The organism is Escherichia albertii, from assembly GCF_028622335.1.
Lineage (GTDB): Bacteria > Pseudomonadota > Gammaproteobacteria > Enterobacterales > Enterobacteriaceae > Escherichia > Escherichia albertii.
Genome location: NZ_CP117568.1, coordinates 3,903,822 through 3,919,541, shown reverse-complemented (window position 1 = coordinate 3,919,541; position 15,720 = coordinate 3,903,822). Strand labels below are relative to the sequence as shown.

Annotated in this window: 11 protein-coding genes; 4 read left to right on the top strand and 7 right to left on the bottom strand. The window is 49.0% G+C overall.

Going from position 1 to position 15,720, the window contains the following annotated elements; genetic code table 11:
- Positions 1-17 precede the first annotated feature (17 nt).
- The 7 genes from fhuA to hrpB all read right to left on the bottom strand — a co-directional run bounded on the left by fhuA (position 18) and on the right by hrpB (position 12,787).
- Positions 18-2,261 (bottom strand): ferrichrome porin FhuA, encoded by a 2,244-nt coding sequence (gene fhuA / locus PS053_RS18930; protein ID WP_059253701.1) that lies wholly within the window; start codon positions 2,259-2,261, stop codon positions 18-20.
- 221 nt (positions 2,262-2,482) lie between these two features.
- The gene (locus tag PS053_RS18925; protein ID WP_059253702.1) at positions 2,483-3,493 is read right to left on the bottom strand and encodes a fimbrial protein; all 1,011 of its coding nucleotides are present in this window, start codon (positions 3,491-3,493) and stop codon (positions 2,483-2,485) included.
- A gap of 21 nt (positions 3,494-3,514) precedes the next feature.
- Positions 3,515-5,992: a fimbria/pilus outer membrane usher protein gene (locus PS053_RS18920; RefSeq protein ID WP_059253704.1), complete on the bottom strand. Its 2,478-nt coding sequence runs from the start codon at positions 5,990-5,992 to the stop codon at positions 3,515-3,517.
- 66 nt (positions 5,993-6,058) lie between these two features.
- The gene (locus PS053_RS18915; protein ID WP_256878679.1) at positions 6,059-6,775 is read right to left on the bottom strand and encodes a fimbrial biogenesis chaperone; all 717 of its coding nucleotides are present in this window, start codon (positions 6,773-6,775) and stop codon (positions 6,059-6,061) included.
- Between the two features lie 45 nt (positions 6,776-6,820).
- Positions 6,821-7,387 (bottom strand): fimbrial protein, encoded by a 567-nt coding sequence (locus tag PS053_RS18910; RefSeq protein ID WP_025237625.1) that lies wholly within the window; start codon positions 7,385-7,387, stop codon positions 6,821-6,823.
- A gap of 342 nt (positions 7,388-7,729) precedes the next feature.
- Positions 7,730-10,264, bottom strand: a complete 2,535-nt coding sequence (mrcB, locus tag PS053_RS18905; protein WP_000918152.1) for a bifunctional glycosyl transferase/transpeptidase — start codon at positions 10,262-10,264, stop codon at positions 7,730-7,732.
- Between the two features lie 93 nt (positions 10,265-10,357).
- Positions 10,358-12,787, bottom strand: coding sequence for an ATP-dependent helicase HrpB (gene hrpB / locus PS053_RS18900; protein WP_137648631.1), 2,430 nt, complete (start codon positions 12,785-12,787; stop codon positions 10,358-10,360).
- A gap of 73 nt (positions 12,788-12,860) precedes the next feature.
- On the opposite strand from hrpB, the gene thpR reads away from it, so the two are divergent.
- The 4 genes from thpR (at position 12,861) to gluQRS (ending at position 15,706) form a co-directional block, all read left to right on the top strand.
- A complete protein-coding gene (thpR, locus tag PS053_RS18895) occupies positions 12,861-13,391 on the top strand; it encodes an RNA 2',3'-cyclic phosphodiesterase (protein WP_273774348.1) in 531 nt (176 codons plus the stop codon).
- A gap of 14 nt (positions 13,392-13,405) precedes the next feature.
- Complete coding sequence (gene sfsA / locus PS053_RS18890) at positions 13,406-14,110, top strand: DNA/RNA nuclease SfsA (RefSeq protein WP_059218443.1); 705 nt, start codon at positions 13,406-13,408, stop codon at positions 14,108-14,110.
- Positions 14,111-14,287: 177 nt separating this feature from the next.
- Positions 14,288-14,743 carry an RNA polymerase-binding protein DksA gene (gene dksA / locus PS053_RS18885; RefSeq protein ID WP_001155227.1) on the top strand — a complete coding sequence of 152 codons (456 nt, stop codon included), beginning with the start codon at positions 14,288-14,290 and terminating at the stop codon, positions 14,741-14,743.
- 66 nt (positions 14,744-14,809) lie between these two features.
- On the top strand, positions 14,810-15,706 hold the full coding sequence (gene gluQRS / locus PS053_RS18880; RefSeq protein ID WP_032278907.1) for a tRNA glutamyl-Q(34) synthetase GluQRS: 897 nt from the start codon (positions 14,810-14,812) through the stop codon (positions 15,704-15,706).
- Positions 15,707-15,720: the final 14 nt, after the last annotated feature.

Here is a 15,720-nt window from a genome sequence, read left to right as displayed (position 1 = left end):
CCGTGCCCAAAGAGAAATTAGAAACGGAAGGTTGCGGTTGCAACGACCTGACGTTCTGCGCCCCAGAAGCAGCCATAGGTGTTAAAGCAGCTAGCGACGTATTCGCGATCGAACAGGTTGTTAACATGCAGCGCCACGTTGGAGCCAGCCATACCGACTCGCGCCAGATCATAACGCACTAACGCATCCACGACCGTATAACTTCCCACTTTGAAGGAGTTAGCCGCATCGCCATAGCTGGAACCCGTATAACGACCGCCAGTGCCCAGCGTCAGACCGGAAAGCGGACCATCAAAGAAGGTGTAGTCAGCCCACAGAGAAGCCATGTGTTTTGGCACCTGCGCAGGCGTGTTGCCTTTGTAGGTCGTATCGGTGGTGTATTCCGCATCGGTATAGGTATAAGAACCGACTACATTAACACTCGCTGACAGCGCCGCTTTCGCTTCGATTTCTACGCCACGAGCGCGGATCTCACCGCCTTCAATCGAGAAATTGGGATTATTCGGATCCGCCATCAGGTTGTTGGTTTTAGTGAGATTATACAACGCACCAGTGACAACAATTGGGCGATCTTCCGGCACGTATTTCACGCCGACTTCATACTGCTTACCTTTAGACGGTGCGAAAATATTACCATCCTTCCCAACTTGCGAAGAAGGTTCAAACGATTCGCTATAGCTGAAGTACGGCGTTACACCGTTATCAAACAGATAGTTAACGCCACCACGCCAGGTAAACTGTCTGTCATCACGTTTGTCCGTCGTTCCGGCAACACGGTTGAGCGACTCCTGGTCTGCCCAGTCATAGCGCCCGCCCAGAGTCACCAGCACTTTATCCCACTGCGCCTGATCCTGAACATAAATCCCTGTTTGCTTCTGCTTATTCAGAATACGGTAAGGGCCGGAGTTATCCGGGTCTTTCGTGTTGAAGTCAAAGTCGGTATATACCGGATTGTACAGATTCAACAGCGGCACAGAGTCGTCATAACCAAACCAGGCGTTGATGTCATTACGCATACGCATAAAATCGACGCCCGTCAGCAGGGTGTGGTCGATATCGCCAGTGGCAAATTTGCTCTGTAACTGGGTATCTACAGAGAAGTTTTGCAGTTTCTCATCATCAACGACGTATTTACGCGCCAGATAATGGCCTTTATCCGCTGGCGCCAGAGCGGCACATTGTTTGCTATCAGCATTCGCCGGATCGGAGCAAACACCGTAGCCATATACACTGTTTTGCGAAGTTTTATTTTCGGCAAAACGCAAGTTCTGACGCACGGTAAAGGTGTCATTAAATTCGTGGTCGAAGCTATAACCCACCATCTTCTCATTACGAGAATAGGTGTTGTTCTTCGCACCTTCGTTGAAGTCAGTCGGCAGACGCTTACCATTTGGCAGCGGCTCGACGGTTCCCTCTTTCGGCAACCAGCCGTAATAACCGGTTTCCGGCTCGTTCTGGAAGTAAGAAAGGAAGGTGAAATTAGTTTTATCATCCGGGCGCCAGGTGAACGCCGGAGCAATAGCATAACGCTGCTCTTCCGCCCCTTTCTGCTGGGCATTTGCAGAACGAGCAAGACCAGTCAGACGATAAGAGTAAACGCCGTCATCGTCCAGCGCATCGCTGAAATCAAAACCCGTCTGGAACAGGCTATCAGTACCTGCTTTAAACTGAACTTCTTTCAGTGGTTCGGTAGTCGGACGCTTGCTGACCATATTCAACAAACCGCCAGGGCTGCTTTTCCCGTAAAGCACAGATACCGGGCCACGCATAATTTCTGCGCGTTCCAGCATATACGGATCGATAACCGCATCGTTATAGAAGTTGCCCTGTAATTTCAGCCCGTTAAGGTAGTTATTCTGGCTTTGACCTTCTGCGGCAAAACCGCGAATGATCAGGTGGTCATAGGTATTAGACGCGCCACGCGTACCCACTGAAACACCCGGCGTGTAGCTAAGCGCTTCTTTTACGGACTTCGGCTGATGCAACGCCATCTCTTCAGCGGTGACAACAGAAATGGACTGCGGCACTTTTTGAATTGGCGTATCTGTTTTAGTACCGGTAGCAGATTGTCTCGCCGCAATGGTTGCAGCCGGCCCCCATGCGCTTTCTTGCGGCGCTGGTGCGGCAGTAACAGTGATAGTGTCTTCTTTCGGTTCAACCGCCGCCTGTGCATAAACAGACATGCCGCTAACCGCTGTGGCGACTACGACTGCGATTTTACGCAGCGAGTGTTTTGGCAGAGCAGTTTTGGAACGCGCCATTGGTATTTCTCTGGTGTAAAGTGAATAGTAATGTAAACGAGAATGATTATTATAAAGATAAGATAATATTCGAAACGCTGGCGGGTTCGCAAGTGATATGCGCTCTGTGCGTCCATGAAGGGGCGAGAATCAATCAGATGAATCAAAAATGTTAATATTTGCACCGTAAACCATAAAAATGCGCTTACCAAAAATTAACATTTTATGACGAAGGGAAAAGCTTATCGGTAATATACTTCGAAGGTGGCAACAGAATTAACCCGACCACTTTTGACGCTACCCGTTTTGATGTAGCGTGCTTTTAATGGAATAGTAATATTTTGATTTAACGTCGTTTTTTGAACAGCCGTATAGTCTGTATCAAATACCATCACATTGTTGTTACTGTCGAGGATCTGCAGACCAACGCCTTCCGCCATTCCTGAACCAGATTCAATATTAAGAATATTATTACCCGTTACCCCAGTAGAACCTGATGAGGTAAAGCGGTAATCAACTTTTACATCCTGAGAACATTTTTCAATCTGAATTTTAAACCGATCATCGGAAACTACAGGTGACACATTGTTAACATCAAAATCATCTGTGCCAATATCGTTGAGCGGAACGGTAATATTTTTTTCTATAAGGTCGCATGTGCCCGGTTGAATATTGACCGGAACGGAACTAAAACGAAGCTCTCCAATAACACGATTGTCATACTTCCAGTCAGCAATCAGTTTGCTGGTATCAATGGTCCCATTACCGACAGGTCCTGTGACAATAAACTGAATAGCTGCATGTATTGTAATCGGATAAACATATCCTTTAATCACTGTTGACGAGCCTTTATGCCAGGGCGTCATTAAATATCCGGCGGTGAGTTGCGCACTGGTGTTATTCGCCCACGCCGCACGAAAACCGATTCCTGGCACATTAGTCTGAAACACATCTGGAAGTGGGTTATCAGTACGCATATCGCCGTTTGTCAATACGGTATATCCTTGCCAGATCTCACCATTTGCCGTACAGGAAACTGAAATTGAAGGACTGTTCGCATTTACTGTCGCAATAATCGTTCCAGGAGCAGCGTCACTATTAACAACTAACGCAGGCACGGAGAATTGTATTGTTGCCGGATTTCCTCCATTTCCAGAAATATTGCAACTGGCGAAAACCGCAGGAATGACGCCCCAGCTAAGAAATATTATGGTCAATAATGCTCGTATATAAGAGGCAAATCCTGGCTTCATTATTTGTTCCTGTCTTATTTGTTATCGACAATCCATTGTGGCTTTATAGATACCCGTGGTGTATTTTTCTGGTACAGTGATAACTCCTGTACATTGCTGGTTAATCTCTTTTCCCCACTGTACCGTAAATGTCATTGATTCTTGCACACCAGTAATATAAACCTCTCCATCTTCACCAACAATCGCTGTACTATTCCCTAATGTCAGCAATGCCCCAAAGGGGACGCGTTCTTTATTATGGACTAATGTCAATAAGGCTCGCATTCCGCTACGTGCATCAAAATCGACACCGACAACAGCCCCTTTCGAAGGAATAACATCTTGTGTGGCATCAGAAATATCAAGACTATTGTGCCCCTGAGTATTCACAGTAATAGCGTTATGTCGATAATTCGTCATATTGGGAACAATCGCGTTTCCCCAATAATCAGTATAAACGCCTTGCGCATTTTGTACTTTTACATTGGCACCCTCATTAATATGCACGATCGCGAATGAATCCTGCACTGATTGCCCCAATGTTACTCCATGAGCATGAGCAACCACCGCACCTTGCGCACTGTAATTCCACTGACGACTATTTTTATCATAGCTATATCCCAGACCGAATTCCCCCACTGAGCTACGATAACGTCCATTCATGCTGGCACCATAACCCACATTATTATCAGTATAACTTTGCTGTAAATTATAACTCAGGTTGTTATCTTGCAGAGCAGTACCGCCAATTCCCAATTGATGTGATGTATTACTTTTATCGGAACGGTTTACGTTATACATCGCCCATGAATCTGGCAGCCAGCGAGAGAGAGGAATATTGAGTGTTAATGAAAATTGCTGCTCGCCAGCCATTCCTGGCGTTTTCGTTAGTGTGTAATTAACAGACCAGTTAATATTATTCCAGGTCGTACTGTACCCCATTCCTATACTGCGTTCGGCCCCATGCATTCCCCAATAATCCTGTTGATAACCATTAAGGTAGACCGAGCCCCAACGACCAATATTTTGTGAAAGATTAATTTGTAAACGATTACGCCGATTATTTGTCTGCCGATAACTGTAAATACCCTTGTCATCAGGTGTATCACGTTGATCAAGTGCTTCCTGGAAAGTGTAAAATTGTGATGTGGAATAACGATAACTTGCCAGAGTTACTGTCGTATCAGTGTCTGGAAAATCTTTCGCATACTGTGCACGCCATGACAGCCCTGTTGCATCATCACGCCCATCATCAAACTTCGTTTTTGCTGCGGTGATATCAACAGATACCGACCCCAGACGGCCTAAATCAGCGCCAATCCCTGTCACACCAGAATGATACATTGAGGCACCCAGTATGCCGCCATAAATCGTTATTCCATAGGGCAAGCCATATATCGCGGTTGCAACACCAAAAACAGGTGTCTCAGCATGATTATCATTGTCACGGTATTTTCCAGTTGCAAGACTATATTTTAATGCGCCTTCTCGCTGTAGAATTGGAACCGTTGAACTGGCCTGAATAAAACTGTGTTCTTGCCCGTTAGTTTCTTTGATGGTGACTTCCAGATCGGCTCCCGCCGTTACCTGGCTTAAGTCTTTAATTTCAAATGGCCCTGCCGATACCCACGTTTGGTAAATGACATAGCCGTTTTGTTTAATCACAACTTGTGCATCGCTGTTGGCAATACCACGAACCACAGGCGCAAAGCCTTGTTCGCTGTCAGGCAGCATACTGGTATCCGTTTCAAGCTTTATACCTGTCATTTGCACACTGTCAAAAAGATCGCCATTTGTGAACGTCTGCCCGACTTCCATCTGGCTTCTTAATGCTTTGATATCGCGTTGCAAACTGGTGCTGATCGACTCCCAACTGGAGTCACTGTAAACGGTATTATTTCGTAGCCGCCATACGCCTAAATTAATCCCTGAATTTAAATTCAACCAATTTGAATTCAGGTTATCGCCATCACTGTTTTGCCGGGAACCACTGGCGTAATAACTTAACCACGCCGCACTCTCACCATCATTCCAGTATTTCGGTGAAATACTCCCTGCGGCCCGCGCATTCTGATAGATTTGCGGGATCCGCAGACACAGCGTTTGGCTATCTAACTGGAAATCATAACGTGCGCCATCAATAATCTGAGCAATATCACCAACCTCAGTGTCGTCATCAATTACTTGTAACGCTGGAATGTCGTCAACTTTAAGACCAAATTCACGGAGATCCGCCTTTGTAAAACGAGGGATAAGACTTTTTTTATCCGAAGACAGAATGAAGGTAATATTTCTCTTATCAAGATACTCTTGCCCCCACATAACAGAGGTAAGATACACTCCCGGAGTTAAATTATTATTATTAACAAAATCCTCCAGTACTTGTGTATTTTCAAGTGGGCTATCCAGCTCCAGGATACGAAGGTTAAATTCATCTCGTGCATAGCTCAATGAATACACTGCCGATAATGCAAATGTTATCCCAGTTAAGACAAATGTGCGATGCAATGGTAGCGGCATAAATTCCCTTGCGCCCGTAATATTATAAATACAGATCGGTTATTTATAGTAATACACTTCGGTGATTTATAGCTTTTGTTGTCGTTTTCCAGAACTTGACCCGTAGTCAGTTATCACCGACCACTCAACAATATTTCCCGCTCCGGCAGGAAGACTAAACCGCTGCTCAGAAAATGGCCCTACCATCATCAATAATGCGCCAGGTTCAGATTTAGTCTCGGTAGGAACAATATTTTTTCCCGATACAGTCAGATCACTGAACGAGATATAAAAAGGCGTTGGATTTTTTACTATGAGCTTTCCCGCTTCTTTATGGAACTTAAGTTTTTCCCATGCAGTGAGAGCATCACTATTATCCAGAGAAGCTGGCCGCCAAAACAACTTAAGCCGGGCTTTCATTGCAAATTGCAAGGTATTTTTATCTTTTAGCTCTTCTGGCATCGCAGAAACAGATTTTATGTTTGCCAGAAACAAACTTTCCCTATCCTGAGGAAGTTTGTTTTTATCACCTGTAAATACAATATGGAGTAATGTTTGCCGATTTTCTTCAAGTTTATAAACTGGAGGCGTAATGAGAAAGGGGGCTTTAGAGCCATCAATATTACTTACCCAGCTTTGCACCAAATAACGTGCATATGCATCTTTATTTTTTAATGCGATTTGAACTTCATTTTGATTTGAAGGATAGATAATACGTGTACCGCCAAGAACAATACTTGCCTGTACTTGCAATGCCGTAAGAAGAAATGTAAAACCTAAACAAACTCGAGAAAAAACTGACATAAATAACCCTCCGTGGTCAAATAGTCCTTTCAAACACTATGAATATTAGCGATAAAATACTTCGAACGTCGCAGATGAGGCATACTTACCCGCAGTCGGCGCGTTATTACCAACCTGAATAACATTGGCTGTGTAATTGAATATTGTTGGAGTAATGCTCCCGGCATTATCAACATCAGTGGATGCATCGGGAACTGAACCATCAAATTTCACATCGTTAGCCCCGCCATTTTTATTTGTCACCGTAATACCCACATTTGTTGCACTGCCGGCACCAGCTTCGCTATTTTCCAGACGCAGGAAACCAGCATCCGTTGTCGTTCCAGAAAATGTCAGGTTTAGTTTGTCCACCAACGGATCGCATTTTATTAATTCAATTTTAAAATCTTTTGACGTTCCAATACTACCGTCTCCAGAATAGTCCGCTGGGTAAGTATCTGCAAAAGTGACTGTTCCCGTTGTACTGGCAGACTCGTTTACATTAATTTCGCAAGTATCGGCAACAATTTTACCGTTAAAGTTAACCACTCCGGTATCAGCAGCAAATACACTGGTACTTACTGCAGCGATGAGACTTCCTGACACTAACAGAGAAAGCAATTTTTTATTCATAAAAATCCCTTAATTATGAGATGACACACATGATTCCATTCCAGAGCGACTGGTCAGGGCTCGATAAATATTGATATTAGAAATATATTCACCAAAGAATATTATTTTTAGATTAGAGCAAAAAACACATTGCCTGTCTATACAAGCTGCAGTAATAAAACAATAACCACATGAATTTTAAAGTGTTATTTTTGGTTTTTTATTTTAAGAGTTTAAGGTAATAAAATATAACATAAACTAAAAATATATATTGATGGTCGTGTATTCATTAAATAAATATTTATTTAATTTATCTAAATGATTTCATTACGCTCTCCGCATAAGCGGAGAGCAATTACGTTATTAATTACTACCAAACATCTCCTTGATCCAACCAGCCACGCCGTCGCTGTCTTTCTGCTCCTGTTGAGCAGGTTGCTGTTGCGGCTGTTGCTGCGGCTGAGAAGACTGATCAAACGGATTGCCTGACGGTTGCTGCGGCATCTCACTCGGCTGGCACAGCGAATTCGGGTCGCTGGTCCAGACCGGCAAAGTACGCATACCGCCGCTGCAAACAAAGTTACCGTTGTAGTCCACGCCCATATCCACAATATCTTCTGGCGGAACAAGATTCAGCGGCGTTGGCGTCTGATTAGCCAGATAACGCTGGTAAATCGACATTGCGCCACTGGCGCCATACAGTTTTGTCGGCTGGTTGTTATCACGGCCTACCCAGGTAATGGTCACCGTGCTGCCATCAATCCCGGCAAACCAGGTATCAACGTTGTTGTTGGTGGTACCCGTTTTCCCTGCCAGATGCAGATTGGGATATTTCGCGCCAAGCTGACGACCCGTACCGCGTTGTACAACCTGCTGCATGGTCCACAGCGTCAGATACGCCGCCTGCGCCGGAACAGCACGTTCCGCCTGCGGGAAGCTCTGATACAGCACCTTGCCGTCTTCCGCGATTACCGAACGCAGCGCAGAAAGCGGTGCGCGGTTACCGCCGCTGGCGATGGTCTGGAACGCTTGCGCCACTTCAATTGGCGTCAGGTTCAGCGCCCCCAGTAACATAGCCGGAACTGGATTTAGCTGATCTTTCGGCACCCCCAGTTTGATCCAGGTCTCCGTAACCGCAGGCAGCCCCAGCGCCATCCCCAGATTCACCGTCGGCACGTTCATCGAACGGGTCAGCGCATCCACCAGCATCACTCTGCCGCTTTCGCTATAGCGACGGTCATCATTCTGTGGTGACCAGACCTGACCATTCGACAGACGCAGTGCAATCGGTGCATCAGCAATCCACGTATTCAGGCGATAAATTTTCGGCTGACTTAATGCTGTCAGATAAGTCGCCGGTTTTGCCAGTGAACCAATCGAACGACGCGCCTGCATCGCACGGTTGTAACCCGCAAACTGCGGTTCCGAACCACCGACCATCGCGCGAACTTCACCGCTAAAACGGTCGACGACCACAATCGCGGTTTCCAGATCGCTCAACTTACGCTGTTTCTTCAGCGCCGGAATACCTTCCACGGCGGCTTTTTCTGCCGCGTCCTGTGCGACAGAGTCAAAGGTAGTGAAGATCTTCACGCCAGAGAGATCTTTCACCTTATCGCCCAGTTTCGCCTGTAGCTCCTGACGCACCAGTTGCATAAAGGCTGGCTGTGGAGAAATCACCCCGCCACGCGGCTGTACGCCCAGTGGACGCGCACTCAGCATGTCGTAGAGTTCTTGATCAATAATTTGTTGCTGTTGCAGCAAACGCAGCACAAGGTTACGTCGCTCCAGCGCCAGTTTCGGGTTACGCCACGGGTTATAGATCGACGCGCCTTTCACCATGCCGACTAACAGCGCCTGCTGATCAAGACTCAACTCTTCTACCGGACGGCCAAAGTAGTACAGGCTTGCCAGTGGGAAGCCACGGATTTCGTTGTCGCCGCTCTGACCGAGATACACCTCGTTCATATACAGCTCAAGAATGCGGTCCTTGCTATAACGCGCATCCATGATCAACGCCATGTAGGCTTCATTCGCTTTACGCCAGTAAGAACGCTCGCTGGACAGAAACAGGTTTTTCACCAGTTGCTGGGTCAGCGTACTCGCCCCTTGCACTGTGCGTCCGGCAGTCAGGTTTGCCAGCACCGCACGCCCGATGGAGTAGAGGCTGATGCCATCATGCTCGTAGAAATGACGGTCTTCTGTCGCCAGCAAGGTATCTACCAGCAGATCCGGGAAACCACTGCGCGGCACAAACAAGCGCTGTTCGCCGTTTGGCGAGGAGATCATGGTGATCAGGCGTGGATCAAGACGGAAGAAACCGAACTGACGGTTGTTCTCCATATTGACGATAGTCGCCAGATGATCGCCATCAAAGGTCAGACGCGCGCGCACCTGCCCTTCTTTACTGTCCGGGAAATCAAACGGACGGCGGATCATCTCAATGCTGTTTGCCTGCACGGTAAACTCGCCAGGACGGGTCATTTTCGACACCTGACGATACTGCGTGGCTTCCAGCAGTTTCACCATCTCATTCTTGCTGATGGTCATATCTGGCTCAAGGTTGACCATCCGGCCATAAACCGCAGCAGGCAATTGCCAGACTTTGCCATCAATTCGGCTGCGAATTTTTTGATCGAGATAAACACCGTAAATGGCAATCAGCACGGCAAAAACGATAGCCAGTTTTAGCAACAGCCATAACCAGCCGCGTTTGCCACGAGGCTTACGCCCTTTGCCTTTGCCCTTACCTTTGCGCGGCATCGGTTCTTCATCCTCATAGTCATCATAATCGTCGTAATCATCGTCATCTTCGTAACGACGACGGCTTACCTTTTGTTTGACTGGACGCGTCGGTTTTCCTTTGCGTCCAATTGGCTCGCGGTCATTCCCGGCCATGCTTTTTCTCCGCAATATTCAGGCGCAAAAGCCCGATTTTCCATTCTCCTGTGACAAAACAGAAGAAGATATCTCTCAAATTCGGTTTGGTTTTCACGAATACTTTTTCGTCCGTCGCGTCGGTGCGGTATTTGCCGGGTCATCCGGCCAGACGTGTTTGGGATAGCGTCCTTTCATCTCTTTTTGCACCTCGCGGTACGCTCCCTGCCAGAAAGCGCTTAAATCACGCGTGATCTGCAACGGCCTTTGCGCGGGTGAAAGTAGTTCCAGCACCAACGGCACGCGCCCCTGGGCGATAGTCGGATTAGTCGCCTCGCCAAACATCTCCTGCATTCTCACCGCCAGCGCTGGCGGGTTATCTTCATGATAACGAATGGCGATCCGGCTTCCCGTCGGCACAGTGTAATGCGCAGGCAATTCACTATCCAGACGTTGCTGCATACCCCAATCGAGCAATCCGCGCAGGGCCTGGTAAACATCAAGCGATTTCAAACCACGCAATGAATGTACGCCGCTCATATGCGGCAACAACCACGTTTCCAGCAATGCCAGTAAACTCGCGTCATCGACCATTGGCCAGTTATATTCCGGTAACCATTTCGCTGCACACATCAAACGCAAGCGTAGCTGTTCCGCCTCAGGCGTCCAGTTAAGCACGCTTAATCCTTTGTCACGAATACCGTTGAGTATCGCCTGATGCAGCTCATCTTCCGAAGGTTTTGCCAACGGTTGCACTTTTACCGTGAGCTGACCAATCTGTTGTCGCCGCCAGGCTTTCAGCGTACCTTGCACGTCGTCCCACTCAACGGTATCGGATTGCTGTATTAATTGTGGACAGCGTTGCACCAACTCATCTATGTCGACAGGCAGCGCCAGTAAAATCCGCGCATCCGGCGAGGCGCTACCCTGCAATAATAACGGCGCAATCAGCCATTCGTAGCGGTTTAACGCATCGTCGGCGTCCAGCATCGCCCCCATGCCATTTGCCAGTTGATAGCGACCATCTTGTCCACGGCGACGGGCAATACGGTCGGCAAATGCCTGGGCAAGTAGCGGGGCGATAAGCGAACTGTCGGCCTCGCCGTCGCGTACATTTAAACGCTTTAATAGTTGCTGACTGCGTTGCTGCCAGGAAGGTTGATTACGTGAGAATAGCGCCCCCAGATCGCAACTTCCCATCCGTGGCGGCTCTTCGAGAATGGCGGCAATTTTTGCGGCGGTAGCCGCTTCGTCGTCGCTCTTCGCGCTCACCAACATTGCCGCTAAACGCGGATCGTTACCCAGCGTCGCCATTTTTTGCCCCCTGACGCTCAGCCGTTCGCCGTCCAGCGCCCCCAGCATCCGTAACAGACGTTTTGCGGCCTGTAAATTCACCGCAGGCGGTTGATCCAGCCAGTTCATCTGTGTCGGATCGTGACATCCCCATTGCAGCAGCTCTAGCAGCAGGCCGGAAAGATCGCTTTGTAAGATCTCCGGTTCACTTTGCGCGGCGGCGCGTTCTGCTTGTTCTTTGGCGATTAAATGCAGGCAAATACCGGGCTCCAGACGCCCGGCGCGCCCGGCACGTTGTGTCATCGACGCCTGACTGACTCGCTGGGTAATTAATCGGGTAAGACCGGTACGCGAGTCAAAGCGCGCTACCCGTTCCAGAGCGCAGTCCACCACCAGACGGATGCCTTCAATGGTTAAACTGGTTTCGGCAATATTGGTCGCCAGCACCACTTTGCGCATTCCTTGCGGTGCAGGAAGAATCGCTTTTCGCTGATCGTTCAGCGACAACGCGCCATACAGCGGGCAAAGCAGCACATCACTGCCGATGCGCGAGGCCAGTTGCTCCTGAACGCGCTGTATTTCCCCGACGCCGGGTAGAAACAGCAACAGCGATCCCTCTTCCTGACGCAGTAATTCGGCGGTAGCGGCCGCGACAGCTTCGTCAAAACGTTGATGGGCAGGCAGCGATAAATAGCGGCGTTCCACCGGATACGAACGCCCTTCGGAAACAACAACGGGCGCTTCTGGCAGCATCTGTTGCAAGCGGTCGTTATCCAGCGTAGCCGACATAATCAGCAGCTTTAAGTCATCGCGCAGACCTTGTTGCACATCGAGTAACAGCGCCAGCGCCAAATCTGCCTGCAAACTGCGCTCATGAAATTCATCGAGGATCACCAGACCGACACCGTTCAGTTCCGGGTCGCGCTGGATCATGCGCGTCAGCACGCCTTCGGTGACCACTTCCAGACGAGTATTCGGCCCGACGCAGTTTTGCGCACGCATCCGGTAGCCAACTGTGTCGCCGGGCTTTTCGTTAAGCAGCTCCGCCAGGCGTTGCGCAACGTTACGCGCCGCCAGTCGACGTGGCTCCAGCAAAATGATTTTCCCGTCAATGTCGGAATATGCCAGCAGTTGCAGCGGCAGCCAAGTTGATTTCCCGGCCCCGGTCGGCGCACTTAATAACACCTGCGGCGCACAATCGAGGGCAGCAAGTAACTCAGGTAAGACGGCAGCAACGGGCAACGACGACACAAAACGCTCCAGAGGGTTAACATTCTTCGCGTCACATTGTAGCATCGCGATAATTCATAACCGAGTGTCTCACATGTCTGAACCGCAACGGCTATTCTTTGCTATCGATTTACCTGCTGAAGTCCGCGAGCAAATAATCCACTGGCGCGCCGCACAGTTTCCGCCAGACGCAGGGCGTCCGGTTGCCGCCGAGAATTTGCATCTGACGTTGCCGTTTTTAGGCGAGGTGAGCGCAGAGAAAGAGAAAGCGCTGTCGTTACTGGCCGGACGGATCCGTCAACCGGGTTTTACATTAACGCTGGATGATGCAGGCCAATGGTTGCGTTCACGCGTGGTGTGGTTGGGCATGCGCCAGCCGCCGCGCGGCTTAATTCAACTGGCGAATATGCTCCGTTCGCAAGCAGCACGCAGTGGTTGTTTTCAAAGCAATCGCCCTTTTCATCCACATATCACCTTATTGCGCGATGCCAGCGAAGCGGTGACCATTCCGCCGCCAAGCTTTAACTGGTCGTATACGGTGACAGAGTTCACCCTTTATGCCTCCTCGTTTGCTCGTGGGCGCACACGCTACACGCCGCTAAAACGCTGGACTCTGGCGCAATAACAAGGATTGTCGCAATGGAATTTTCCCCTCCACTACAACGCGCTACGCTAATCCGGCGTTACAAACGCTTTTTAGCCGATGTGATCACACCCGATGGTCGTGAGTTAACGCTACACTGCCCGAATACTGGCGCAATGACCGGTTGTGCGACGCCAGGCGATACTGTCTGGTATTCAACTTCCGACAATACAAAACGGAAATACCCGCACACCTGGGAATTAACCCAAAGCCAAAGCGGTGCATTTATTTGCGTTAATACGCTGTGGGCCAACAGGTTGACGAAAGAGGCTATCCTTGATGGGAAAATTTCGGAGCTGTCAGACTATAGCTCGCTGAAAAGCGAAGTAAAATACGGCGCCGAACGCAGCCGCATTGATTTCATGTTAAAGGCGGATTCGCGTCCAGACTGCTATATTGAAGTGAAATCGGTTACGTTAGCGGAGAATGAACAGGGATTCTTTCCCGATGCGGTCACTGAAAGAGGTCAGAAACACCTTCGGGAGTTGATGAACGTAGCGGCTGAAGGCCAGCGAGCGGTTATCTTTTTTGCCGTGCTGCATTCAGCCATTACACGGTTTTCACCCGCGCGCCACATCGATGAGAAATACGCGCAACTATTGTCAGAAGCTCAACAGAAGGGGGTAGAAATTCTGGCTTATAAAGCGGAACTTTCTGCCAAAGGTATGGCTCTTAAAAAATCACTGCCCGTTACACTGTAGTAGAGTAAGTAACTGGTTAATTTACATTCTGGTCGCGTGCGCAAATACGCTTTTCCTCACACAGTTGTCAAGTGTTACGTTTAGATAATTGCTATCCGGAAAAGCATCTGCTATTTATAGCGGCCTCATTTTTCCCCCGAACATGGGGATCGATAGTGCGTGTTAAGGAGAAGCAACATGCAAGAAGGGCAAAACCGTAAAACATCGTCCCTGAGTATTCTCGCCATCGCTGGGGTGGAGCCATATCAGGAGAAGCCGGGCGAAGAGTATATGAACGAAGCCCAGCTGGCGCACTTCCGTCGTATTCTGGAAGCATGGCGTAATCAACTCAGGGATGAAGTCGATCGCACCGTTACACATATGCAGGATGAAGCGGCCAACTTCCCGGACCCGGTAGACCGTGCAGCCCAGGAAGAAGAGTTCAGCCTCGAACTGCGTAACCGCGATCGTGAGCGCAAGCTGATCAAAAAGATCGAAAAGACGCTGAAAAAAGTGGAAGACGAAGATTTCGGCTACTGCGAATCCTGTGGTGTCGAAATTGGTATTCGTCGTCTGGAAGCGCGTCCGACAGCCGATCTGTGCATCGACTGCAAAACGCTGGCTGAAATTCGCGAAAAACAGATGGCTGGCTAATTACAGCCGTTTCATCACGTTTACCACAGGCGGGAAATGCTCCCGCCTTATTTTTTGTTCAAAGAGATGACTGACACACACTATATTGGCCGCTTCGCTCCCTCTCCTTCCGGCGAGCTCCATTTTGGTTCTCTGATTGCCGCACTCGGCAGCTATTTGCAGGCACGCGCGCAAAAAGGTCGCTGGCTGGTACGCATTGAAGATATCGACCCGCCTCGTGAAGTTCCCGGTGCCGCAGAAACTATTCTGCGCCAGCTGGAACATTACGGTCTGCTCTGGGACGGCGACGTTCTTTGGCAATCCCAGCGTCACGATGCCTATCGCGAAGCACTCGTCTGGCTACACGAGCAAGGGCTAAGTTATTACTGCACCTGTACACGAGCGCGAATTCACAGTATTGGCGGTATTTACGATGGTCATTGCCGTGAATTACATCATGACCCAGAAAACGCGGCTGTACGCATTCGGCAATTACATCCGGTTACGCAGTTTACCGATCAGTTGCGCGGTATCATCCACGCCGACGAAAAACTGGCACGGGAAGACTTCATTATCCATCGCCGTGATGGTTTGTTTGCCTATAACCTGGCGGTGGTTGTTGACGATCACTTTCAGGGCGTGACAGAAATTGTCCGTGGTGCGGATTTGATTGAACCAACGGTACGGCAAATCTCGCTGTACCAGCTTTTTGGCTGGCAAGTGCCGGATTACATTCATTTACCGCTGGCGCTTAACGCACAAGGCGCTAAACTTTCCAAGCAGAATCATGCGCCTGCGTTGCCAAAAGGCGATCCGCGCCCGGTGCTAATTGAAGCGCTACGGTTTCTGGGTCAACAGACACAAGCACATTGGCAGGATTACAGCGTTGAGCAAATCCTCCAGTCAGCCGTCAAAAACTGGGCGCTGACTGCGGTGCCGGAGTCGGCAATTGTAAATTCAACATTCTCAAATGCGTCATGCTGAGCTATGATTAGCCG

Excerpts from the sequence above, each read along its gene's own strand:
- PS053_RS18920 (WP_059253704.1), bottom strand. The coding sequence starts at position 5,992 with ATGCCGCTACCATTGCATCGCACATTTGTCTTAACTGGGATAACATTT.
- gluQRS (WP_032278907.1), top strand. The coding sequence starts at position 14,810 with ATGACTGACACACACTATATTGGCCGCTTCGCTCCCTCTCCTTCCGGC.
- thpR (WP_273774348.1), top strand. The coding sequence starts at position 12,861 with ATGTCTGAACCGCAACGGCTATTCTTTGCTATCGATTTACCTGCTGAA.
- PS053_RS18915 (WP_256878679.1), bottom strand. The coding sequence starts at position 6,775 with ATGTCAGTTTTTTCTCGAGTTTGTTTAGGTTTTACATTTCTTCTTACG.
- PS053_RS18910 (WP_025237625.1), bottom strand. The coding sequence starts at position 7,387 with ATGAATAAAAAATTGCTTTCTCTGTTAGTGTCAGGAAGTCTCATCGCT.
- sfsA (WP_059218443.1), top strand. The coding sequence starts at position 13,406 with ATGGAATTTTCCCCTCCACTACAACGCGCTACGCTAATCCGGCGTTAC.
- mrcB (WP_000918152.1), bottom strand. The coding sequence starts at position 10,264 with ATGGCCGGGAATGACCGCGAGCCAATTGGACGCAAAGGAAAACCGACG.
- PS053_RS18925 (WP_059253702.1), bottom strand. The coding sequence starts at position 3,493 with ATGAAGCCAGGATTTGCCTCTTATATACGAGCATTATTGACCATAATA.
- fhuA (WP_059253701.1), bottom strand. The coding sequence starts at position 2,261 with ATGGCGCGTTCCAAAACTGCTCTGCCAAAACACTCGCTGCGTAAAATC.
- dksA (WP_001155227.1), top strand. The coding sequence starts at position 14,288 with ATGCAAGAAGGGCAAAACCGTAAAACATCGTCCCTGAGTATTCTCGCC.